The following is a 21,660-nucleotide window of genomic DNA, read 5'->3' on the forward strand; positions in this document are numbered from 1 at the left end:
ACGGGAAGACGGCTCCAAGACTTCATCGAACACCCCGATCATCAGGGGTGTTGCGACCACCAGTTGAATCCGCCCTACCTCGCGCTGACTAGGGCAGGGTCCAGCGTTGGGCCGTGCTTCCGTCGCAATTCGCGATCTCGGTGCGGGTCCCGTCGGTCTGGGCCCGGCCGACGGGCTGCAGGCAGCGCCCTGACTGCGGGTTGCGCAGAGCCTGGGTGCCGCTCGTGTGAGCCCACTGCTGGGCACCGGTCCCGTTGCAGTCCCAGAGCTGGACGGCGGTACCCGCCGCGGTGCCACCGCCGGAGACGTCGAGGCACTTGCCGAGGGCGCGCACGGTGCCGTCCGAGCCCACGGTCCACTGCTGGGCCGCGTTGCCGTTGCAGTGGGCGAGCTGGACGGGCGTGCCGTTGGCGGTCGCCGCTCCCGCGACGTCGAGGCAGATGCCGTTGCTCGCGGTGACCGTGCCGGTGCGTGAGCCGCCCCCGCCACCCGTCGAGTCGTAGACGCGGACGTAGTCGACGACCATCTGCTGCGGGAACTGGGTGGTGCCGTCGGGGTAGCCGGGCCAGTTGCCACCCACGGCGACGTTCAGGATGAAGAAGAAGGGCTGGTTGAAGACCCACGGGTTGCTGCCCGTGTTCGCCGGGGTGAATGTCTGGTACGCGTTCCCGTCGACCAGCCAGGTGATCGAGTCGGGGCTCCAGTCGATCGCGAAGGTGTGGAAGTCGTCGGCGAACGACCAGCCCTGCGGGTGCGTGTACGACCCGGTGATGGGGTTGCCCCCCGAGTAGCCGGGGCCGTGCAGGGTGCCGTGGACCATGTGGGGCTCGTAGCCGACGTTCTCCATGATGTCGATCTCGCCGGAGCTGGGCCAGGGCGTGCCGGGGAACTGGCCGCCGAGCATCCAGAACGCGGGCCAGATGCCCTGGCCGCGGGGGATCTTGATGCGGGCCTCCAGGCGGCCGTACTGCGGCTGCACCTTGCCCTTGGTCGTGAGCCGGGCGGACGTGTAGCCGCCGCCCTCCTGGCGCGCCGTGATGACCAGGTTGCCGTTGCCGTCCAGGGCGGAGTTGCTCCGCGAGCTGGTGTAGGTCTGCAGCTCGTTGTTGCCCCAGCCGCCTCCGCCCGTCTCCAGGTTCCAGTTGGCACCGTTGGGCGCGCTGCCCGCGGCACCGTCGAACTCGTCGGACCAGGTCAGGGCAGCGGCCGCGGCGGCGTCCTCCACCTGCGCCGGGCCGGCGGGCGCCTGGGGCGCCGCCGCCGAGGCGACGAGGGAGGCCGACAGGACGAGGGTGAGGGCAGCGGTCGCCGTCAGGACTGTGCGGGTGGTGCGGGGTCTCGTGCTACGCATCGAACGCTCCTTCGCGAACGTGTTCCCCTGTCGCGCGGAGCCGCGCGACAGGTTGGGCTGCGGCAGTCGCGCGTGCACTCCGGTGTGCCACGGCGGTGCGTGCGAGCCGACGAGTGCTCACGAAGAAGTATCGGCGTGCCGCGGCGGCCGCACAACGGCCTGATCAGCACATACGGGTTTTCCCCAGGGCCGTCCCACGCCTGGCGGGTCCGGGCACACGAACGGCGCCCGGCCGCCGGAAGCGGTCGGGCGCCGTCGTCGGTGCCGCTGGGTGATCAGGCGGCGGTGGTGACCTCGACGCGCTGCGGCGTCGTGCCGGTGAAGGCGCCGGGCACGGTGACGGTCAGGACACCGGCGTCGTAGGACGCGCGCACGGCGTCGCCGTCCACGGTCCGCGGCAGCGTGACGGTGCGCCGGAACGAGCCGAAGCGGACCTCCGAGATGCGGCGGCCCTCGGACTCCTCCGAACGCTGGTCCTTGCGCTCGCCACGGACGACGAGCTTGCGACCCTCGACCTCGACGGTGATGTCGGTGGCCGGGTCGACGCCCGGCAGGTCGAGGCGGGCGACGAGGTCCTCGCCCTCACGGTAGACGTCGGCCGCGGGCACAGGGCCCTCGGTGACGGCTGACTGCGGGCTCCAGGGGTCGCGGAGCCAGGTGTGGGCGAACGGTGAACGGGTCAGAACGGTGGTCATGATGTTCTCCTCCGGATGGGGTTGATGATCGGTTCAACCTGAGTCGACCCGACTCAATTTCCGGGTTCGCCGACGGCGGACGGAAGCAGGAGTCAGTGGCGCGTGAGGGTCAGGGCCGAGGCGCCGTCCGGACCGACCGTGAGCTCCGCCTCGCCCCCGACCGGGACGGTGAGCAGCGGGCTCGTGTGCCCGAGGTCCACGCCGGCCAGCACGGGCTTGCCGCGCAGCGCGGGCTGGCGCGCGACGATCTCGTCGAGGGCCGCGCGCGTCACGCCCGAGGCGGTCTGGAACCGGCCGACGACCAGGCCGGTGACGCCGCCGGCGTCGGGCAGCTGGAGCAGCGCGGTGAGGTCGCGCGCGAAGTGCGCGGCGTCGGACTCGAAGTCGTCCTCGAGGAACAGGAGCGCGCCGTCCAGCGACGGCATGTACGCGGTGCCCCGCAGCAGGCCGAGCGTGCCGAGGTTGCCGCCGACGATCCGGCCCGACGCCTGCCCCGGTCGCAGCGCCCACCAGCCCTCGTTCGGGACGGGGGAGCGGTGGTCCTGGTCGGCGAACCAGAGGTCGTCGGTCCAGGCTCGGGACGGCTCGACGACGATCGGGGCGTCGGACATGACGGCTGCCCGGAACCACTCCCCGGTGGGCTCGAAGTGGTCGCGCATGCCCCAGCTCGACCAGTGCGGACCCGAGTAGGTGACCAGACCCGTGCGCGCGAGGATCGCGTTCTGCAGCGCGCTGATGTCCGAGTACCCGCACAGGACCTTCGGGTTGGCCGCGACGAGATCGAAGCCCAGGTGCGGGAGCAGCTCGTTGCTGCTGAACCCGCCGATCACGGTGAGAATCCCCGCGACGGAGGGGTCGGCGAACGCGGCGTGCAGGTCGGCCACCCGGTGCTCGATCGAGCCGCTGCGGAACTGGTCGTCCTCGTCGACGTGCTCGCCGAACGTCAGGGTGAGCCCCATGGCGGCGAACCGCTCGTCGATCCACCGGGTGTTGTCGTGCTCCATGATCATCGCCCGCGACATGGCGGGCGCCACCACCCGGAGGGTGTCACCACGACGGAGCCTGGGCGGCAGGACGGTCTGTGCTTGCTCTGGCATGGCCAGAGCCTAGGTCGCGGGCCTGGCCCCGGGCTCCCCGTTTTCCGGATGTCGCACGGCAGCCCCAGCCGTCGTCCCCGTGCGGGTGCCACCGCCCCGCTTCCGGGGCGATGATGGAAGTGTTCGCGACGAGGCGAGGAGGACCCCATGAAGGCAGCAGTGGGCGACCGGATAGTCACGGCCTCCGGTGTGGTCGGCGGCGTGGTACGTGACGGCGTGGTGACCGAGTGTCCGCATGCCGACGGCTCGCCGCCCTACCGGGTGCGCTGGTCGGACACCGGGGAGGAGACGCTCGTCTACCCCGGCGCCGACACGGTCGTCGACCCGGAGGCCCGGGCGGCGCTCGGCGTACCGGGCGAGTCGACGGAGAGGACCGAGCCCCGGCAGGGGCGTGCGCTCACCTGGGACGTGCGGATCACGCTGGTCGAGTCGGGCGGCAGCACCACCGCGGAGGCCACGGTGATGAACGGCCCGTCGGACGCGCTGCGCGGCGTCGGGCACGCGAGGAAGGCTCCGGAGGATCCCGAGGTGCCGCTGATCGGCGACGAGCTCGCCGCCGGACGGGCGCTGCGCAGGCTGGCCGACCGCCTGCTCGCCGTGGCGGAGCAGGACGTCTCGGCGGCGGTGGGGCACAAGGCGCACGTGCACAAGTAGCGGCCCGCGCGCTACGCCAGGATTCCGGAGGCGTCGAGCGCGTGCCGCACCTCGGCGTCGAGCCACGGCTCGATGCCCTCCCATGTGGTGCGCCACGAGACTCCGGTAACGCGCGTCCCGTCCGGGAACGTCTCGATGTAGTCCGCCTGGAGCACCCCGAAGTTGTCGCACCAGAAGGCGTTCGCGGGGCTGCCGTCGAGGAGCTGGTCGATGCGCATCGCCGACGTGGACAGGCCGTCCGGCAGGATCAGCGGCTGCGTGTCGGTGCGCACCAGCAGGGCATGCTGCGTGCGCGTCGGGTCGGCGTCGTCGAGCTGGGTGTACTCGACCCACGAGCCCACCGTCGCGAGCTCCAGCACCAGGAGGTACCGCGCGAACGACGGCACGCCGTTCCCGACGCCGGGCGGCAGCTCGGCGCGCTCGAACCGCACGTCCACTCCACCGGGCTCGCGCCACAACGAGTAGCGCACCCAGCGGCGTACGTCGCCGTCGAACTCGACCTGCTGCCGGGCCCGCAGCACGACGTCGGGCGTGGGACGCATGGCGAGCACGGAGTCGAGCACCCGCAGCCCGTCAGAGGTCTGCGACTCCCGGCGCACGAGAGCGCCGTCGGGGGTGGTCCCGTTGTTGCTCAGCGCGTGGATGTGCATGCTCGATTCTCCCGTCCGGTACCGCCCGGGCGCCAGAGCACCGGACGCGCCGGTCTCGGTGTGCTTTGCCCGGGGTGTGCCGGGTAGGTTGCGGACATGAGCGAGCGCGTTGACGTGGAACAGCATCGGGCCGACGTCGCGGAGCTCCTCGCGGAGCTCGCGGACCGGCCCACGGAAGAGGTATCCATCCACCGGGGGGTGGTGGGGCGGGTCCTTGCGGTCGACGTCGTCGCGCCGGTGCCGTTGCCCCGCTTCCGCAACTCCCAGATGGACGGGTTCGCGGTGCGGGCGGCCGACGTCGCCTCGGCCGGCCCCGGCACACCCGTCTCCCTGCCCGTCGCGGGCGACGTGGCCGCCGCGCCGGGCGAGCCCGCCGCGCTGGAGCCGGGTACCGCGGTCCGCATCATGACCGGGGCGCCCCTGCCTGTGGGCGCCGACGCGGTGGTCCCCGTCGAGGACACCGACCACGTGACCTTCAACGGGGCGCACGACGACTCGCCGACCAAGGTCGAGGTACTGCGCGGGCGCACGGCGGGGGAGTACGTGCGGGAGCCCGGGTCCGACGTCGCGGAGGGCACCGTCGTGCTGCGCGCCGGGACCGTGCTCGCGCCCCATCACGTGGCCGCCGCCGCGGCGTGCGGCATCGCCCGGCTGACGGTGCGGGTGCCGGTGTCCGTCGGCATCGTCTCCACGGGCAGCGAGCTCGTCGCGCCCGACGGCGAGCCGGGACCCGGCGAGATCTGGGACGCGAACGGTCCGGCGCTCGCGGCGGCCGTCCGGGCGGCGGGCGGGCGGGTCGGCCTGCGGCTGACCGTCCCCGACCAGCCGGAGCTCGTGCGCATGGGCCTGGAGCGCGCCGCGGCGCTGAGCGACGTCGTGCTGACCACCGGCGGCGTCAGCCAGGGGGCCTACGAAGTGGTCAAGGAGGCGCTGCCGGAGGTCACGTTCCGCTCGGTGGCCATGCAGCCCGGCGGGCCGCAGGGTCTCGGCACGGTAGCTGGCAAGCCCGTGCTGACCTTCCCGGGCAACCCGGTCAGCGCACAGGTCTCCTTCGTCGTGTTCCTCCGCGACATCCTGCGGCGGGCGGCCAGCCTGCCGCCGGTCGAGCCGGTGCCCGCGGTGCTCGACGCCGCCGTCGGTTCGCCGGACGGCAAGCGGCAGCTGCTGCGTGGCCGGTGGGTGGCCGACGCCGGTGCGGGCGCGCGGGTCGCCGTGGTCGGCGGGCCGGGGTCGCACCTCGTGGCGTCGATGGCGGCGGCCGACGTGCTGATCGACGTCCCTGCCGCCGTGACCGCCCTCGAGGACGGTGCTGAGGTGACCACGTGGGCGCTGTGACGCCGGGCGAGGTCGTGCGGGTGACCCAGGACCTGCTCGACGACGCCGTCGCGCGGTCGGTCGAGGGGGCGGTGGCGGCGCCGGAGTGTGGCGCGGTGGTCACCTTCCGCGGTGTGGTGCGCGACGACGACGGCGGCCGCGCCGTCACGAGCCTCGACTACGAGGCGCACCCCGACGCGACGGACGTGCTGCGAGAGGTGTGCCGGGCGGTGGCCGAGGAGACGGGCCTCCGGGTGGCCGCCGTCCATCGGTACGGGCATCTCGAGGTCGGGGACGTCGCGCTCGTGGCGTCGGCGTCGGCCGGTCACCGCAAGGAGGCGTTCGAGGCCTGCTCCCTGCTGGTGGATCGCATCAAGGCCGAGGTGCCGATCTGGAAGAGGCAGCAGTTCACCGACGGCGAGTCGGAGTGGGTCGGCCTGTAGGCGTGCGGTCGGCCCGGTAGGCGGCCGCTCAGCCCCCGATGGCGCCCATGCTGCGCTCGGTGGCGGCGAACGCGTCGGCGGCCAGCTCCACGGCGTCGCTGCCGTGCGCGCGGGGCTTGGCCCACATCGCGGCCCGCCAGGCGTCGCCGACCTCGTGGTCCGTGGCGCCGGCGCGCAACAACGCCTTGAGGTCCGTCTCCTCGTTGCCGAACAGGCAGGAGCGGACGGTGCCCTCCGCCGTGAGCCGGGTACGGTCGCACGCGCCGCAGAACGACCGGGTCACCGACGCGATGATGCCGACCGTCGCGGGCCCGCCGTCCACGCGCCATTCCTCCGCGGGGGCCGACGGGTCCTCACGGCCCGCCGGGGTCAGGGCGAACCGTTCGCGCAACCGGTCCAGCAGGTCGGCCGCGCTGACGACGTCGTCGCGCGTCCACTGCCCGTCGGCGTCGAGCGGCATCTCCTCGATGAAGCGCAGGTTGCAGCCGTGCTCGACGGCCCAGGCGAGCAGGTCGGCGGCGCCGGCGAGGGTCTCGGGCAGGAGCACCGCGTTGATCTTGACCGGCGCCAGACCCGCGGCGAGGGCGGCACGGATGCCCGTGAGCACGTCGTCCAGGCGGTCGCGGCGGGTCAGCGTCGCGAACGCCTCCCGGTCCACCGTGTCGAGCGAGACGTTGACCCGGTCCAGCCCTGCCGCGACCAGCGCGCCCACACGCTTGTCGAGGCCGAGAGCGTTGGAGGTCATGGCGATGCGGACGCGCTCGGGCAGGCCGCCCGCGGCCTCGACGGTGGCCATGGCGTCGTCGGCCGCCGTGCGCGCGGCGCCGATGATCTGCTCCAGGTCGCGCCGCATGAGCGGCTCGCCGCCGGTGAACCGCACATCGCGGAGGCCGAGGTCGCGCACGCCGATACCGACCAGCCGCCCGATCTCGTCCGGAGTCATCAGCTCGTCGCGCGGCACCAGCGGGAGGCCTTCGGCGGGCATGCAGTAGGTGCAGCGCAGGGAGCACGCCGTGGTGATGGAGACGCGCAGGTCGCGTGCGACGCGGCCGTACCGGTCGACGAGCAGCGGGGTGTCCGGGCGGGGCCTGCCGGCCGGGGTGGCAGCGCGCCGCGGCACGCCTCGGACCGACGGGATCCCGACGCTGACGGCTGCCATGCTCCGAGACTAGTCCAGCGCCGTCGGCCGTCGGTCCGGGGCCCAGCGCCGCGTGCCTACGATGTGGCCCATGACTGACAATCTCATCGCGATCATCGGCCCCGGCGCGATCGGCGGCCTCACCGCGGCCATGCTGCAGCAGGCGGGGCACGACGTCGTCGTGGTGGCGCGGGAGAAGACGGCCCGGCAGATCACGGAGCACGGCCTGGACGTGACGACCGACGAGTTCGGCACGTGGCACGCGCCGCTCGCCGCGGTGACCGAGGTGCCGCGGGGCGCGCGCGTGATCGTGGCGGTCAAGGCGGAGGGCGTGGCCGACGCCGCCGCGCTGCTCGACGGCACCGCGCCGACGGAGGTGCTGTCCCTGCTCAACGGTCTGGACCACCTGGACGTGCTGCGCTCGGCGCTGCCGGGCGTGCGGGTCGTCGCGGCCACGATCGCGGGCGAGACGCTGCGCACGGGCGCGGGCGGCTTCGGCCCTGCGCTGGTCCGGCACCGCGGCACGCTGCTGCGGGCGGTCGTGCCTGACGACGCCACGGAGCTCGGCGTCGTCGTGGCGCTCCGGGACACCCCGATCGAGGTGGTCACGGGCGGCACGGACACGGAGGTGCTGTGGAAGAAGCTGCGCTTCCTGGCACCGCTCGCACTGCTGACATCGGCCTGGGCGACGGGCATCGGCGACGCCCTGACCCGTGACCCCACCCTGACGTCCGGCCTGCTGGCCGAGGTCGCCGCGACGGCCTCGGCCGAGGGCGTGCCCACGACGGGCGAGGAGCTGCAGGGCATCCTGGGCGGGTTCCCCGCGCCGATGCGGTCGTCGCTGCAGGCCGACGTCGAGGCCGGCCACGAGGGTGAGCTCGACGCCATCGGCGGGGCGGTGCGCCGCCGGGCGGCGGCCCACGGGATCGCCACCCCGGCGGTGGACGACCTCATCGAGAGGATCGCGGCGCGGGGCAGGTCAGGTCAGGCGTAGCCGGCCTTGACCACCAGCACCGGGGCGGGGGAGTCGAGCAGCACGCGCTGAGTCGTCGACCCGACCAGGAACTTGCCGACCGTCGAGTGCTTGCGCGAGCCGATGACCACGAGGTCGGCCGCGACGGCCTCGGCCTGGTCGACGATCGCGTCGGCGACGTCGGCGTGCTCGGAGCGGAAGGTGATCGGCGCAACCGTGACGGTGCCGGGCACGGTGTCGAGCAGGTGTGCCAGCGCGGCGGGGACGTTCACGCCCACCTGCGGCGTGAGGACGAGGACGGCCAGCTCCTGCCGGCGGCGCACCGCCTCGGTGACGGCGGCGCGCATCGCGGCCTCACCCTGGGGCGACTCGTTGTACGCCACGAGGACGGTCATCGGTCCCTGCACCTCCGGACAGTTTCGCCGGGTGTCACCCCTGCTGGTGAAACTCTCTCACATGTCAGGGGGTCCGGCAGTCGTCCGGTGCCACGTGATACGGCTCCCCGGCCGCCGCGGCCCCCGCGCCTCTTTCGTTCCGCCGGGGCCGCCCTGACTTGTAGGGTCCTGGTGCTTGCGGCGTCCGGGCGAGCAGCCAGGTAGGTAGAGAACGAAGGAGCACGTCATGGGCCTGCTGGACAAGATCAAGGGCGAGCTGGTCGACATCGTCGAATGGCTCGACGACACTCGGGACACGATCGTGTGGCGGTTCCCCCGCTACGAGAACGAGATCAAGATGGGCGCACAGCTCGTCGTCCGCGAGTCGCAGACCGCCGTGTTCGTCAACGAGGGCCTGATCGCCGACGTGTTCGAGCCGGGCACCTACACGCTCGAGACCCAGAACCTGCCGGTCCTGTCGACGCTGAAGGGCTGGAAGTACGGCTTCCACTCGCCCTTCAAGGCCGAGGTGTACTTCGTCAGCACCCGCCAGTTCACCGACCTGAAGTGGGGCACCAAGAACCCCGTCATGATGCGGGACCCGGAGCTGGGCATGGTGCGCGTGCGGGCCTTCGGCGCGTTCGCCGCCCGCGTGGTCGACCCGCAGAAGCTGCTCCGCGAGCTGGTCGGCACCGACCCCCAGTTCCGCACCGACGAGGTGCACGAGTACCTGCGCCAGAACGTCGTGAGCCACCTCGCGAGCGCGCTCGCGTCCGCCGGCATCCCCGTGATCGACCTCGCCGCCCACCACGCCGCGCTCGGCGACCAGCTCGCGACCAAGCTCACCGAGGAGCTCGCGGACCTCGGCATCTCCGTGCCGAACTTCGTCGTCGAGAACATCTCCCTGCCGCCCGAGGTCGAGCAGGCGCTCGACAAGCGCACCTCCATGGGCATCGTCTCCTCGGGGACGGTCGGCAGCATGGCCTCCTTCCAGCAGTTCCAGGCGGGCCAGGCGATGGAGGCGGCGGCCGACGGCGGCGGCAGCGCCGGCGCGGTCATCGGCATGGGCCTCGGGCAGTCCGTCGGCAACGCGATCGTGCCGCCCGCCGCGCCCGCCCCGGCCCCCGCGGCGGCGGCCGGCCCGCCTCCGCTGCCGGGCTGGCACCTGGGCAACGCCGGCGCGCAGACCGGCCCGTTCGACGACGCCGCGCTCGCCGCCCAGGCAGCGGCAGGCACGCTGACGCCCGGCACGCTCGTCTGGCGCGCCGGCATGGCGGCCTGGGAACCGGCGTCGTCGGTGCCCGACGTCGCGAAGCACCTCGGCGCCACCCCGCCGCCCCTCCCGCCGCAGGCCTGAGGATGGCGGAGCTCACCGAGGGCGGCACGACCGCCCACCACGCCTACCCGTGCGAGCAGTGCGGGGCGAGCGTCGAGTTCGCCGCGGGGACCGGGACGCTGACCTGCCCGTACTGCGGGCACGCCCAGCAGGTCACCGCCGTCGGCGAGGTGCGCGAGCACGACTTCGCGGCGCTCGCCGCGACGCCACGTCCGGCGGCCCCCGCCACCCACGAGTACCGGTGCGGCACGTGCGGCGCGATGACGACGAGCGACCACCTGTCGCAGAAGTGCGGGTTCTGCGGGTCGCCGATGGTCGCCGAGGTCGAGGCGCTCGGTCTGGTCGAGCCGGAGGCGGTGCTGCCCTTCGCGGTCGACCGTCCGTCCATGCAGAACGCCCTGCAGAAGTGGGTGCGCTCGCGGTGGTTCGCGCCGTCAGCCTTGAAGAAGGTGGTGTCCGCGGAGCAGGCGCACGGCGTCTACCTGCCGCACTGGACGTTCGACGCGCAGACCCGGTCCGCCTACACCGGGCAGCGCGGCGAGCACTACTGGGTCACGGAGACGTACACGACCACCGACTCCGAGGGGCGCAGCCAGACCCAGACCCGGCAGGTGCGGAAGACGCGCTGGTACCCCGCCTCCGGCACCGTGGCGCGGGCCTTCGACGACGTGCTCGTCGCGGGGACCGGCCGGGTCATGCCCGAGCACCTGGCCAAGCTCAGCCCGTGGCCGCTGGAGCAGGCGGCGCAGTACCAGCCCGACTACCTGGCGGGCTACGAGACGCTGCGGTACGACGTCGAGCCCGAGGCGGGGCTCGACGTCGCCAAGCGGAAGATGGCGCCCGTCATCGAGAACGACTGCGAGCGGGACATCGGTGGAGACGTCCAGCGGGTGCACCACGTCGACACCCGCTACTCCGAGATCACGTACAAGCTCCTGCTGCTGCCGGTGTGGATAGCGACGTACCTGTACGGCGGCAAGCCGTTCCAGGTGCTGGTCAACGCGCGCACCGCCGAGGTGGTGGGCGAGCGCCCGTGGTCGGTCTGGAAGATCGCGCTGGCGGTCCTCGCGGGCCTGGCCCTGGTCGCCGCCGTCGCGTGGCTGGTGATCGCGTCCCAGGACGGCGGCGCGACGGCCACCGTCTACTCGGGGCTCGCCGTCTTGGGGGATCCAGTGGCCCGTGAGAGCGTGGGGGAACCGCTCGACCAGTCCGTCCGTTGTTGACCTGCAGACGACGACCGCAAGGAGACCACACGATGCTGTGCCCCATCGACCAGACGACGCTCGTCATGTCCGAGCGCAAGGGGATCGAGATCGACTACTGCCCCACGTGCCGTGGGGTGTGGCTCGACCGCGGTGAGCTGGACAAGGTCATCGACCGCTCCGTCGAGACCGAGATCGCCGCCGAGAACCGGCCGTCGACGCCGCCGGCTCCCGCCGCGCCGCCCGTGCCGAACCCCGTGCAGGCCGGTCCCTACGGCTCCCCGCAGCCGGCCTACGACCCGCGGTACGACGACCGCCGGCGCGACGACGACCGCCGCTACGACCGCGACCGCCGGTACGACGACGACCGCCGGTACGACTCGTACGGTCACGACCGCCGGTACAAGAAGAAGCGTAAGGAGTCCTTCCTGGAGGACCTGTTCGACTTCTGACCTTCCGGTCGGCCACGTCCGGTCGCTCGTCCCTCAGCCCAGCAGTGTTCGGTGTGCCCGAGGCCTTGCTGCGCTCTGCCGGTCGGTAGGCGATGGCGCCTCGGTCGGGCTTGGTGTGACAGCCGATCGAGTAGCGGCTGCGGGGGACGCGTCCGGGCTCGGGGCCGGTGACGCCCACGGCCGGGGCCCAGGGCGGGGGCGTGGCTGGTTCCGGTCGGGCCGGTGCCGGTGGTACGGGCACGACGGAGACCGTCGTGTGTCCCGTCGGCGTGACCGTCTCGACGGCGTGGCGGCCGTCGACCGTGGTGGTCTTCTGCGTCCAGCCGGGTGCCTGCTTGGCGTGGTTGCAGCGCGCGCACAGGCCCTGACCGTTGTCCAGGCTTGTCGGTCCGCCCTCGGCGTGCGGGGTGACGTGATCCAGGTGCCGCACCGGCGCGTCGCACCAGGACGTGGCGCAGATGCCCTGCTCGCGGGCACGCAACAACGACGACAACCCCTGGGGGAAGAACCTCGACGTCGAGGTCGTCGCCAGCAGCCGTCCCTTCGGATCCACGTAGATCGCCCGCAACCAGGCCGCGTCGGCGTCGACCCCGTGTGCGACGAGGTGCCGCGCCACCGGGGCCGGAACGGTGCCGACGCCCGCGGGGGAGCCTTCGACCACCACGGCAGGCCGGTCACCACCGGTGAGCAGGGTCGCGTCCGAGACCAACAGGTTCACGGTCACGGGGACGTCGTTCGCGTTCCCGGGCTCCCTCCCGGTGACGCGCTCGATGAAGGTGTCGGCCATGATCTGCCCGACACCCCGCTCGTCACCGGTCGCCTTGGCGGCGCCCGCATGGGCCTTGAGCTGTGCGTAGGCCTGGATGCCCTGGTGCATCGGAACCATCGCCGTCAGGTACACCATCAGATCCGGCGCCGGACGCACCGACACCGACCGCTCCGTGACGGCCTTCGCGTTCCGCTGCACACACGCGTGCACATCCAGCTGCCCGGCGAGGTCCTTGATCCGCGCCATGAGGCGTCGGGTCCCCGTCCTGGCCAGCGCCGCCAGTGCAGCAGGTCCGCAGAGTTCCTCGTCGATCCGGGCACGGTCCTCCGCCGACAGATGTGAGGTCTCCCGGACGAGCAACGTCGCCCGCCATGCCGACAGCACACCCGTACGCAGTGCGTGGAAGGTGTGCGGCATCTGCGTCACCCACACCCGCGCCGCCCCCAGGAACGACCCGGCCGCGTGCGGGCTGACCCGCAGCGCGGCGCCGACCTGGCTCGGCACACCACGGCCACGTCGCTCGGCCCGGACGCTCTGCCGTGCCTCGTCGGCCTTGGTCGCCTCCTCCAGCGCGACCGCGAGCCGGGCCTGCGTCGCCGTCACCGTGTTCTTCACCGCCTCCAGCTCACCGAGCAGGTCCACCCACTCCGCCCGCACCTGCCTCGACACCGATGAGGCCGTGTCGGTAGCGCCCGGCAGAATCACCCCCGCGAGGAGCTCGCGCAGCGCGCGGACCTCCGGCGCGCCGGCCCCGGTTCCAGACTCGGTTCCAGGCCTGGCCACGTGGCCGCCCCGAGGCAGCGACGAGACCCGCTCGTCGCCTGCCTCGACCACCTCACCACTGGTTCGCCCCATGCCATCAACATATCGCACACCCGTTCGATGCACGCGTCGAATCGGACCACATCCGCCCGCAGCAGAACAACGGGTCTCTGTCCCGGCGCCGCCGTCCCCGTCCAGGAGCGGTCGCCCTGGCAAGGAGCGTCAGAGGGCTGTCAGGGTCGCCGCGCCCGGCGTCAACGTTCCGTCAAGAACCCCGTCCACCGGTCGCCGTCGGGCGTAGACCGGAGGCATGACCGATCTGGCCCTCATCCTCCTGACCGTGGTGTTCTTCGCCGCGGTGACCCTGGTGGCGCGTCGCGCCGCCGCGCACGAGCCCGGAAGCTCCTCCGCCCACACCCGGGGGACGCGGAAGTGAACCCGTACGACGCCGTGGGCCTCGCGCTCACCCTCGCCGGCCTGGTCTACCTCTTCGTGGCGCTGATCCGCGCCGACCGGACGAGGTGATCGGCCGGTGAGCACCGCCGTCCTCGTCGCGGCCGCCCAGGTCCTCGTGCTGGTCGCCGCCCTCGCCGCCGTGCACGCGCCGCTGGGCGCGTACCTGGCCCGCACCTACACCAGCCCGGCGCACCTGCGGATCGAGCGCCTCTGGTACCGCGCCGTGCGCGTGGACCCGGACGCCGAGCAGCGCTGGACCACGTACCTGATGTCCCTGCTGGGCTTCTCGCTCGTGTCCGTCCTGTTCCTGTACGGCATGCTGCGCCTGCAGCCGTACCTGCCGTGGAGCCTCGGCGTCGCGGGCTTCGACCCGGCCGGCGCCTGGAACACCGCCGTCAGCTTCACCACGAACACCAACTGGCAGTGGTACTCGGGCGAGGCGGCCGCGGGCCACCTGGTGCAGATGGCCGGGCTGACCGTACAGAACTTCGTCTCGGCCGCGGTCGGTCTGGCCGTCGCCATCGCTCTCGTCCGGGGCTTCGCCCGGTCCGGGACCGACGCGCGCGTCGGCAACTTCTGGTCCGACCTGACCCGCGGCGTGGTCCGCGTCCTGCTGCCCCTGTCGGTGATCGGCGCGGTGGTGCTCATGGCCGGCGGCGTCATCCAGAACCTGGACCCGCACACCGCCCTGACCACGGTCGAGGGCGGCACGCAGCACGCCCTGGGCGGCCCGGTCGCCTCCCAGGAGGTCATCAAGGAGCTCGGCACCAACGGCGGCGGGTTCTTCAACGCGAACTCGGCACACCCCTTTGAGAACCCGACGCCGTTCACCAACCTCGTCGAGATCTTCCTGATCCTGCTCATCCCGTTCACGCTCCCGCGCACCTTCGGGATCATGGTCGGCGACAAGCGGCAGGGCTGGGCGATCCTCGGCGTCATGGCCGGCCTGTGGGCCGTCTCTCTCGCGCTGACCACCTGGGCCGAGCTGGCCGGGCCGGGCGCCGCCCCGCAGGCGGCCGGCGGCGCCATGGAGGGCAAGGAGACGCGGTTCGGGCTCGCGGGCAGCGCGCTGTTCGCCGTGTCGACGACGGCGACGTCGACAGGCGCGGTGAACTCGATGCACGACTCGCTGACGGCGCCCGGCGGCGGCATGGTGCTGTTCAACATGCTGCTGGGCGAGGTGGCGCCGGGCGGTGTCGGCGCGGGGCTGTACGGCATGCTGATCCTGGCCGTGGTGGCGGTGTTCGTCGCGGGCCTCATGGTGGGCCGCACGCCCGAGTACCTCGGCAAGAAGATCGGCCGCCAGGAGATGACGCTGGTCGCCCTGTACGTGCTGACGGTGCCCGCGCTGGTGCTGGTGGGCACGGCGGTCGCCGTCGTCGTCGAGCCAGGTCTGGCCGGCGTCCAGGAGCCGGGCCCGCACGGCCTGTCGGAGGTGCTGTACGCGTACACCTCGGCCGCGAACAACAACGGCTCCGCGTTCGGCGGGCTGACCACGGGCACGCCGTTCTACGAGCTGACCCAGGGCCTGGCGATGCTCCTCGGCCGGTTCGTGCCGATCGCGCTGGTGCTGGCGCTGGCCGGCCGCCTGGCGAGCCAGACGACGGTGCCCGCGACGGCCGGAACCCTGCCGACGCACCGACCGCTGTTCGCCGGCCTGGTGGCCACGGTGGCGATCGTCGTCGTGGGCCTCACGTTCATCCCCGTCCTTTCCCTCGGCCCCGTTGTGGAGTCCCTGTCATGACCATCGACACCCGGAACGTCCCGGACGTCCCCACTGACCAGCGTGCCGCCGAGCCACGTGCCGCCGAGCCCCGCGCACGGCGTGCGGTACCGCGCGCCCTGACCTCGACGCAGGTGCGCGCCGCCCTCCCTGGCGCCTTGCGCAAGCTCGACCCGCGCCTGCTGTACACGTCGCCCGTCATGTTCGTGGTCGAGGTGGGCGCGTTCGTCACCACCGTCCTCGCGGTCGTCCAGCCCGGCGTGTTCGCGTGGTGGATCGCCGTGTGGCTCTGGGCCACCGTCCTGTTCGCGACCCTGGCGGAGTCGGTGGCGGAGTCACGCGGCAAGGCGCAGGCCTCCACCCTGCGGGCCACGCAGAAGCAGACGGCGGCGCGCAAGGTCGTCGCCCCGCAGACCACGCTCGGGACGGGCACCGGCCTCGGCCTGCTCGACACCACCGAGGTGCCGTCCTCGACGCTGCAGGTGGGTGACGTCGTCGTGGTCACCGCGGGGGAGACGATCCCGGGCGACGGCGACGTCATCGAGGGCGTCGCGTCCGTGGACGAGTCGGCGGTCACCGGTGAGTCGGCCCCCGTCATCCGGGAGTCCGGCGGTGACCGCTCCGCGGTCACGGGCGGCACCAGGGTGCTGTCCGACCAGGTCGTCGTGCGGATCACGGCGCCGGCCGGCTCCACGTTCGTGGACCGGATGATCGCCCTGGTGGAGGGCAGCGAGCGGCAGAGGACGCCGAACGAGGTGGCGCTGAACATCCTGCTCACGTCGCTCACCATCGTGTTCCTCCTCGCGGTGGCCACGCTGCAGCCGTTCGCCGTCTACTCGGGCTCGCGGCAGTCGCTGCTGGTGCTCGTGGCGCTGCTGGTCTGCCTGATCCCCACGACGATCGGCGCGCTGCTGAGTGCGATCGGCATCGCGGGGATGGACCGGCTGGTGCAGCGCAACGTGCTCGCGATGTCGGGCCGCGCGGTCGAGGCCGCGGGCGACGTCGACGTGCTGCTGCTCGACAAGACGGGCACCATCACCTACGGCAACCGCCGCGCGACGGAGGTGCTGCCGGTGGGCACGGTGACGCCGCGCGAGCTCGCGGCCTCGGCCCGTCTCGCGTCACTCTCGGACGAGACGCCGGAGGGGCGCAGCATCGTCGTCCTGGTGGACGGCATGCGCCTTTCGAACGGCGAAGCCGGCACGGTCGAGGAGTTGCCGCTGGACGCCGAGCTGGTGCCGTTCACGGCCCAGACCCGCATGTCGGGTGTCGACCTGCCCATCCACGTGTCAGACACACAGGTCACTCGGGTGACCCCTACGTCTGACACGTCCGGCGTCCGCCGCATCCGCAAGGGGGCCGGCAGCGCGATCCAGCGCTGGGTGCACAGCACCGGCGCGCAGATCTCCGAGAAGGAGGCCCAGGAGCTGGAGTCGCACGTCGACGCCGTCTCGCGGACGGGCGGTACCCCGCTCGTCGTCGCCGAGCAGGTGGGCGAGTCGCCGGCGCGCATCCTCGGCGTCGTCCGGCTCAAGGACGTGGTCAAGGAGGGGATGCGCGAACGGTTCGACGAGCTGCGCGCCATGGGCATCCGGTCCGTCATGGTTACGGGCGACAACCAGGTGACCGCGCGCGCCATCGCCGCGGAGGCGGGCGTGGACGACGTGCTCGCCGAGGCCACGCCGGAGGACAAGCTCGACCTGATCCGCCGCGAGCAGGAGGGCGGCAGGCTCGTCGCCATGGCGGGGGACGGCACGAACGACGCCCCGGCGCTCGCCCAGTCCGACGTCGGCGTCGCGATGAACACCGGCACGTCCGCCGCCAAGGAGGCGGGCAACATGGTGGACCTCGACTCCGACCCGACCAAGCTCATCGAGATCGTGGAGATCGGCAAGCAGCTGCTCATCACGCGCGGCGCGCTGACCACGTTCTCGGTGGCGAACGACGTCGCGAAGTACTTCGCGATCCTGCCCGCCATGTTCATGTCGGTCTTCCCGCAGCTCGAGGTGCTGAACGTCATGCGCCTGACGAGCCCCGGCTCCGCGATCCTGTCGGCCGTCATCTTCAACGCGCTGATCATCCTTGCCCTGATCCCGCTGTCGCTGCGCGGCGTGCGGTACCGGCCGGCCTCGGCGTCGTCCCTCCTGCGGCGCAACCTGCTGGTCTACGGCCTCGGTGGCCTCATCGCGCCGTTCCTCGGCATCAAGCTCATCGACCTCGTCGTCTCGCTGCTCCCGGGCCTGTAGGCCCCGGAAGCGTGGAAGGAACTGACATGGCAACGACAACAGCGGCGAGCGACCTCGCGACGCTCACCCGCCACTCGCTGGCCGGGCTGCGCATGCTGCTCGCCCTCACCCTCGTGACGGGGCTGGCCTACCCGCTCGCGATGACCGCCGTCGGCCAGGTCGCTTTTCCCTGGCAGACGAACGGCTCGCTCGTCCGGTCCGACGGCGCCCACACCACCTCGCGCTCCGACGCGGTGGGCTCCGCGCTCGTCGCCCAGGACTTCGCCGGCGAGCAGTACTTTCACCCGCGGCCGTCCGCCGCGGGCGACGGGTACGACACCCTCGCGTCCGGCGGGTCCAACCTGGGACCGCTGAACCCCGAGCTCGTCGCCTCCATCGAGGAGCGCAAGGCGGCGGTGGCCGCGGAGAACGGCGCGGCCCCCGCCGACGTCCCGGCCGATGCCGTCACGGCGTCCGGTTCCGGGCTCGACCCGCACATCAGCCCTCGGTACGCGGCCGTCCAGGTGGCACGCGTCGCCCAGGCGCGTGGCCTGCCGGTGCCCGACGTCGAGAGGGCGGTGGCGCGGCACACCGCCGGGCGCGACCTCGGTGTGCTCGGCGAGCCTCGGGTGAACGTGCTGGAGCTCAACCTCGCCCTCGATGTCGCACACTGAGGCCATGACCACCGGACGCCGGGGCCGTCTCACCGTCTACCTCGGGGCGGCCCCCGGCGTGGGCAAGACCTACGCCATGCTCGACGAGGCGTGCCGTCGCCGTGCGCGCGGCACCGACGTCGTGATCGGCCTGGTCGAGACCCACGGCAGAGCGGCGACGATCGACCGGATCCGGGACCTGGAGGTGGTGCCGCGGCGAGTGGTCGAGCACCGGGGCACCCGGCTCACCGAGCTCGACGTGGCGGCCGTGCTGGAGCGGGCGCCGACGGTGGCGCTCGTGGACGAGCTCGCGCACACCAACGCTCCCGGGTCCAGGCACGCCAAGCGCTGGCAGGACGTGCACGACCTGCTCGACGCCGGCATCGACGTGGTCACCACGGTCAACGTGCAGCACCTCGCGTCGCTGACCGACGACGTCGAGGCGATCACCGGCGTGCGGCAGCGCGAGACCGTGCCCGACCAGGTGGTGCGCGACGCCGACCAGATCCAGCTCGTCGACCTCTCGCCCCAGCAGCTCCGGCGCAGGCTCGCCCACGGCAACGTGTACCGGGCGGAACAGATCGACGCGTCCATGTCGTCGTTCTTCCGCGTCGGCAATCTGACGGCGCTGCGCGAGCTCGCCCTGCTGTGGCTCGCCGACCGTGTCGACGACGCCCTGACCAGGTACCGCGCCGACCACTCCATCGACGGGACCTGGCCGGCTCGCGAGCGCATCGTCGTGGCCGTCACCGGTGGCCCGGAGACGGAGACGCTGCTGCGCCGGGGCGCGCGCATCGCCCAGCGCGCCGCGGGCACGGAGCTGCTGGCCGTGCACGTGCTGCCGACGGACGGCCTGCCGGCGACGCCGTCGGGCACGATCAGTGCCCACCGGGCGCTCGCCGAGCAGCTCGGTGGCACGTTCCACACGGTGGTGGGGGAGGACGTGCCTACCGCCGTCGTCGACTTCGCGCGCGGCGTCAACGCGACGATGATCGTGGTGGGCGTGTCCAGGCACAGCGTGTGGCGGCAGGCCCTGCTCGGCTCGTCGGGTGCGGAGATCGCGCGCCTGTCGGGCGCGATCGACGTGCACCTGGTGACGCACGAGAGGGCGCGCGTCGGGCTGGGCGTGGGCTCACGGTACTCGTCGTTGTCCCCGAGGCGCAGGGCGGCGGGCTGGGCGTCCGCCGTGCTGATCCCGACGTTGCTGACGGCGGGCCTCGTGGCGATCGGCCGGGACGACGTGGCCCTCGCGACCGACGCCATGCTGCTGGTGGCCGGCGTCGTGGGGGTCGCCCTGATCGGCGGGCTGTGGCCGGCGGTGGTGGCGGCGGTCGTGTCGAACCTGTGCCTCAACTGGTTCTTCACGCCCCCGGTGCGGCGGTGGACCATCGCGGAGGCGGAGAACGTGATCGCCCTCGGCGTGTTCGTGGTGGTCGCGGTCGCCGTCGCCACGGTGGTCGACCTCGCCGCGCGGCGCACCACCCAGGCGTACCGGGCGCGGGCGGAGGCGTCGACGCTCGCCGCGCTGTCGCGGTCGGTGCTGTCCGGGCAGGACACGGCGCAGGCGATCGTCGAGCGGCTCGCGCGGACGTTCGCGATGTCCGACGTGCGCCTCGAGGAGCGGGCCGACGACCGTGCCCCGTGGACGGTCGCGGCGCACGAGACGTGGGCGGCGCCGGGTGCCGGCGCGGGCGCGGACCCGCGGCTGGCCACGACCGAGGTGGCGATCGACGACCGGCACCGGCTCGTCCTCGCCGGGCGGGTGCTCCCGGCGACGGACCGTCAGGTGGTCGAGGCGTTCGGCGCGCAGGCGGGCATCGTGCTCGAGCACCGGCGGCTGCGCGAGCAGGCGGCGCAGGCGGCGGTGCTCGAGCAGACCGAGCGGACGCGTACCGCGCTGCTCGCGGCGGTCTCGCACGACCTGCGCACCCCGCTCGCGGTGATCCGTACGGCCGTGGACGGCCTGTCGTCGCCCGACGTCGAGCTCGACCGGGAGGACCGGGAGACCCTCACGGCCACGATCGCGGACTCGACCCACCGGCTCGAGCGCCTCATCGGCAACCTCCTGGACCTGTCCCGCCTGCAGACCGGGGCGGTGCGGCCCGTGCTGCGCGCCGCGTCGCTGGAGGAGGTGGTCCCGATCGCCGTCGAGCCGTGGCTGACGGGGCTGGCGCTCGACGTGCCGGAGGACCTCCCGCTCGTGCACACCGATCCGGGCCTGTTCGAGCGGGTGGTCGCGAACGTCGTCTCCAACGCCGTGCGGCACTCCCCGGCCGGGGTGAAGGTGCTGGTGACCGCCTCCGCGACGCGTGAAACGGTGGAGCTGCGGGTGGCCGACGCAGGCCCCGGCGTGCCCGACGACCGCAAGGCCACCATGTTCGAGCCCTTCCAGCGGCTCGACGACACGAGTGTGGACGGGCTGGGGCTAGGCCTGGCCGTCGCCTCGGGCTTGGCGGACGCCGTCGGCGCCCGGGTCGCGGCGGAGGACACCCCGGGCGGCGGCCTGACGATGGTGCTCACGGTGCCGCGTGCCCGGCAGGCCGATCGTGATGGGATGGGCTCGTGAGTGGTGAGCCGGGGAGCGAGCGGCCGGGTGGTGCGCGAGCAGCGGGTGGTGGGGCGGCCCCGGGCAACCGGGTGCTCGTGGTGGACGACGACACGGCGCTGGCCCGTGCCCTGACCATCAACCTGCGCGCGCACGGGTGGGACGTGACCGTCGCGCGGACCGGCACTGCGGCGCTGGACGCCGTGGCCACGGCCCGGCCGGACGTGGTGCTGCTCGACCTCGGCCTGCCCGACATGCCGGGGCTCGACGTGATCGAGGGCATCCGGGGCTGGACGCGGGTGCCCATCGTGGTGCTGTCCGCGCGCCAGCTCGGCGACGACAAGGTGGACGCCCTGGACGCCGGGGCGGACGACTACGTGACCAAGCCGTTCGCGATGAACGAGCTGCTCGCGAGGCTGCGCGCCGCCGTCCGCCGGGCGGAGCCCGCCCGGTCGGCGGAACCCGTGGTCACGGCGGGCGAGCTCCGCATCGACCTGGCCCGCCGCCAGGTGTCCCGGGCCGGAGCCGACGTACGGCTCAGCCCCACCGAGTGGGCGCTGCTGGAGGTGCTGGTGCGCAACCGGGGCCGGCTCGTGGACCGCAAGCTGCTGCTGCACGAGGTCTGGGGCCCCGCGTACTCCACGGAGACCAACTACCTGCGCGTCTATACCGCGCAGCTGCGGCGCAAGCTGGAGCGGGACCCGTCCCACCCGCGCCACATCCTCACCCACCCCGGTGCGGGGTACCGGTTCGAGGCCGAGACGCCGGACTAGGTGAGGGGCGCGTCCGCATCCTGAGCGCGACGCCCACGACCACCACGGCCACACCCGCACAGACCTCCGGTCCGG

General features: G+C 73.0%; 20 protein-coding genes and 1 pseudogene. 14 read left to right on the forward strand and 7 right to left on the reverse strand.

Features of this window, described 5'->3' with window-relative positions; translation table 11 throughout:
* Window positions 1–88: 88 nt before the first annotated feature.
* The 3 genes from ACYVK7_RS20110 to ACYVK7_RS20120 form a co-directional block, all read right to left on the reverse strand.
* The gene (locus tag ACYVK7_RS20110) at window positions 89–1,351 is read right to left on the reverse strand and encodes a family 16 glycosylhydrolase (protein ID WP_460889487.1); all 1,263 of its coding nucleotides are present in this window, start codon (window positions 1,349–1,351) and stop codon (window positions 89–91) included.
* Window positions 1,352–1,626: 275 nt separating this feature from the next.
* Window positions 1,627–2,046, reverse strand: a complete 420-nt coding sequence (locus tag ACYVK7_RS20115; protein WP_460889488.1) for an Hsp20/alpha crystallin family protein — start codon at window positions 2,044–2,046, stop codon at window positions 1,627–1,629.
* Between the two features lie 92 nt (window positions 2,047–2,138).
* On the reverse strand, window positions 2,139–3,143 hold the full coding sequence (locus tag ACYVK7_RS20120; RefSeq protein WP_460889489.1) for a S66 family peptidase: 1,005 nt from the start codon (window positions 3,141–3,143) through the stop codon (window positions 2,139–2,141).
* Window positions 3,144–3,290: 147 nt separating this feature from the next.
* On the opposite strand from ACYVK7_RS20120, the gene ACYVK7_RS20125 reads away from it, so the two are divergent.
* On the forward strand, window positions 3,291–3,797 hold the full coding sequence (locus ACYVK7_RS20125) for a dsRBD fold-containing protein (protein WP_460889490.1): 507 nt from the start codon (window positions 3,291–3,293) through the stop codon (window positions 3,795–3,797).
* A gap of 11 nt (window positions 3,798–3,808) precedes the next feature.
* Here the strand turns inward: ACYVK7_RS20125 and ACYVK7_RS20130 are convergent, their stop codons facing one another.
* On the reverse strand, window positions 3,809–4,447 hold the full coding sequence (locus ACYVK7_RS20130) for a hypothetical protein (protein WP_460889491.1): 639 nt from the start codon (window positions 4,445–4,447) through the stop codon (window positions 3,809–3,811).
* Window positions 4,448–4,543: 96 nt separating this feature from the next.
* On the opposite strand from ACYVK7_RS20130, the gene ACYVK7_RS20135 reads away from it, so the two are divergent.
* Window positions 4,544–5,782: a molybdopterin molybdotransferase MoeA gene (locus ACYVK7_RS20135; protein WP_460889492.1), complete on the forward strand. Its 1,239-nt coding sequence runs from the start codon at window positions 4,544–4,546 to the stop codon at window positions 5,780–5,782.
* Complete coding sequence (locus ACYVK7_RS20140) at window positions 5,770–6,204, forward strand: molybdenum cofactor biosynthesis protein MoaE (RefSeq protein WP_460889493.1); 435 nt, start codon at window positions 5,770–5,772, stop codon at window positions 6,202–6,204. The genes ACYVK7_RS20135 and ACYVK7_RS20140 overlap by 13 nt, the downstream gene beginning before the upstream one ends.
* 28 nt (window positions 6,205–6,232) lie before the next feature.
* On the opposite strand, the gene moaA is transcribed toward ACYVK7_RS20140, so the two are convergent.
* Entirely contained in the window at window positions 6,233–7,363 is a 1,131-nt protein-coding gene (moaA, locus tag ACYVK7_RS20145) for a GTP 3',8-cyclase MoaA (protein ID WP_460889494.1), read from the reverse strand.
* 70 nt (window positions 7,364–7,433) lie between these two features.
* Between moaA and ACYVK7_RS20150 the strand changes: the two genes are divergently transcribed.
* Window positions 7,434–8,336: a ketopantoate reductase family protein gene (locus tag ACYVK7_RS20150; RefSeq protein WP_460889495.1), complete on the forward strand. Its 903-nt coding sequence runs from the start codon at window positions 7,434–7,436 to the stop codon at window positions 8,334–8,336.
* Here ACYVK7_RS20150 and ACYVK7_RS20155 read toward each other — a convergent pair.
* Window positions 8,327–8,710 (reverse strand): universal stress protein, encoded by a 384-nt coding sequence (locus ACYVK7_RS20155; protein ID WP_460889496.1) that lies wholly within the window; start codon window positions 8,708–8,710, stop codon window positions 8,327–8,329. The genes ACYVK7_RS20150 and ACYVK7_RS20155 overlap by 10 nt on opposite strands.
* A 226-nt stretch (window positions 8,711–8,936) precedes the next feature.
* Between ACYVK7_RS20155 and ACYVK7_RS20160 the strand changes: the two genes are divergently transcribed.
* From ACYVK7_RS20160 to ACYVK7_RS20170, 3 genes are all read left to right on the forward strand, one after another.
* The gene (locus tag ACYVK7_RS20160) at window positions 8,937–10,046 is read left to right on the forward strand and encodes an SPFH domain-containing protein (RefSeq protein WP_460889497.1); all 1,110 of its coding nucleotides are present in this window, start codon (window positions 8,937–8,939) and stop codon (window positions 10,044–10,046) included.
* A 2-nt stretch (window positions 10,047–10,048) separates the two neighbouring features.
* A complete protein-coding gene (locus ACYVK7_RS20165) occupies window positions 10,049–11,248 on the forward strand; it encodes a TFIIB-type zinc ribbon-containing protein (protein WP_460889498.1) in 1,200 nt (399 codons plus the stop codon).
* Between the two features lie 65 nt (window positions 11,249–11,313).
* A complete protein-coding gene (locus ACYVK7_RS20170) occupies window positions 11,314–11,679 on the forward strand; it encodes a TFIIB-type zinc ribbon-containing protein (protein ID WP_460889564.1) in 366 nt (121 codons plus the stop codon).
* 10 nt (window positions 11,680–11,689) lie between these two features.
* Here the strand turns inward: ACYVK7_RS20170 and ACYVK7_RS20175 are convergent.
* Window positions 11,690–13,153, reverse strand: a pseudogene (locus tag ACYVK7_RS20175) (HNH endonuclease); the annotation flags it as partial.
* Between the two features lie 367 nt (window positions 13,154–13,520).
* Here ACYVK7_RS20175 and ACYVK7_RS20180 point away from each other — a divergent pair.
* Genes ACYVK7_RS20180 through ACYVK7_RS20210 form a run of 7 tightly spaced genes read left to right on the forward strand, consistent with a single transcriptional unit; the run spans window position 13,521 to window position 21,585 of the window.
* Entirely contained in the window at window positions 13,521–13,646 is a 126-nt protein-coding gene (locus tag ACYVK7_RS20180; protein ID WP_460889499.1) for a hypothetical protein, read from the forward strand.
* Window positions 13,643–13,735 carry a potassium-transporting ATPase subunit F gene (locus ACYVK7_RS20185; protein WP_460889500.1) on the forward strand — a complete coding sequence of 31 codons (93 nt, stop codon included), beginning with the start codon at window positions 13,643–13,645 and terminating at the stop codon, window positions 13,733–13,735. The genes ACYVK7_RS20180 and ACYVK7_RS20185 overlap by 4 nt, the downstream gene beginning before the upstream one ends.
* A gap of 7 nt (window positions 13,736–13,742) precedes the next feature.
* A complete protein-coding gene (gene kdpA / locus ACYVK7_RS20190; protein ID WP_460889501.1) occupies window positions 13,743–15,410 on the forward strand; it encodes a potassium-transporting ATPase subunit KdpA in 1,668 nt (555 codons plus the stop codon).
* Window positions 15,407–17,635, forward strand: a complete 2,229-nt coding sequence (gene kdpB / locus ACYVK7_RS20195) for a potassium-transporting ATPase subunit KdpB (protein WP_460889502.1) — start codon at window positions 15,407–15,409, stop codon at window positions 17,633–17,635. Before kdpA ends, kdpB begins: the two co-directional genes overlap by 4 nt.
* A 26-nt stretch (window positions 17,636–17,661) precedes the next feature.
* Entirely contained in the window at window positions 17,662–18,288 is a 627-nt protein-coding gene (kdpC, locus tag ACYVK7_RS20200) for a K(+)-transporting ATPase subunit C (protein ID WP_460889503.1), read from the forward strand.
* A 4-nt stretch (window positions 18,289–18,292) separates the two neighbouring features.
* Complete coding sequence (locus tag ACYVK7_RS20205; protein WP_460889504.1) at window positions 18,293–20,833, forward strand: DUF4118 domain-containing protein; 2,541 nt, start codon at window positions 18,293–18,295, stop codon at window positions 20,831–20,833.
* The gene (locus ACYVK7_RS20210; protein ID WP_460889505.1) at window positions 20,830–21,585 is read left to right on the forward strand and encodes a response regulator; all 756 of its coding nucleotides are present in this window, start codon (window positions 20,830–20,832) and stop codon (window positions 21,583–21,585) included. Before ACYVK7_RS20205 ends, ACYVK7_RS20210 begins: the two co-directional genes overlap by 4 nt.
* The last annotated feature ends 75 nt before the right edge of the window (window positions 21,586–21,660 follow it).

The organism is Promicromonospora xylanilytica, assembly GCF_054782895.1.

Coding starts and splice junctions, on each gene's coding strand:
- ACYVK7_RS20120 (WP_460889489.1), bottom strand. CDS start 3,143: ATGCCAGAGCAAGCACAGACCGTCCTGCCGCCCAGGCTCCGTCGTGGT.
- ACYVK7_RS20130 (WP_460889491.1), bottom strand. CDS start 4,447: ATGCACATCCACGCGCTGAGCAACAACGGGACCACCCCCGACGGCGCT.
- ACYVK7_RS20135 (WP_460889492.1), top strand. CDS start 4,544: ATGAGCGAGCGCGTTGACGTGGAACAGCATCGGGCCGACGTCGCGGAG.
- ACYVK7_RS20165 (WP_460889498.1), top strand. CDS start 10,049: ATGGCGGAGCTCACCGAGGGCGGCACGACCGCCCACCACGCCTACCCG.
- ACYVK7_RS20205 (WP_460889504.1), top strand. CDS start 18,293: ATGACCACCGGACGCCGGGGCCGTCTCACCGTCTACCTCGGGGCGGCC.
- ACYVK7_RS20155 (WP_460889496.1), bottom strand. CDS start 8,710: ATGACCGTCCTCGTGGCGTACAACGAGTCGCCCCAGGGTGAGGCCGCG.
- moaA (WP_460889494.1), bottom strand. CDS start 7,363: ATGGCAGCCGTCAGCGTCGGGATCCCGTCGGTCCGAGGCGTGCCGCGG.
- ACYVK7_RS20150 (WP_460889495.1), top strand. CDS start 7,434: ATGACTGACAATCTCATCGCGATCATCGGCCCCGGCGCGATCGGCGGC.
- ACYVK7_RS20180 (WP_460889499.1), top strand. CDS start 13,521: ATGACCGATCTGGCCCTCATCCTCCTGACCGTGGTGTTCTTCGCCGCG.
- ACYVK7_RS20115 (WP_460889488.1), bottom strand. CDS start 2,046: ATGACCACCGTTCTGACCCGTTCACCGTTCGCCCACACCTGGCTCCGC.
- kdpC (WP_460889503.1), top strand. CDS start 17,662: ATGGCAACGACAACAGCGGCGAGCGACCTCGCGACGCTCACCCGCCAC.
- ACYVK7_RS20160 (WP_460889497.1), top strand. CDS start 8,937: ATGGGCCTGCTGGACAAGATCAAGGGCGAGCTGGTCGACATCGTCGAA.
- ACYVK7_RS20110 (WP_460889487.1), bottom strand. CDS start 1,351: ATGCGTAGCACGAGACCCCGCACCACCCGCACAGTCCTGACGGCGACC.
- ACYVK7_RS20125 (WP_460889490.1), top strand. CDS start 3,291: ATGAAGGCAGCAGTGGGCGACCGGATAGTCACGGCCTCCGGTGTGGTC.
- kdpB (WP_460889502.1), top strand. CDS start 15,407: ATGACCATCGACACCCGGAACGTCCCGGACGTCCCCACTGACCAGCGT.
- ACYVK7_RS20170 (WP_460889564.1), top strand. CDS start 11,314: ATGTCCGAGCGCAAGGGGATCGAGATCGACTACTGCCCCACGTGCCGT.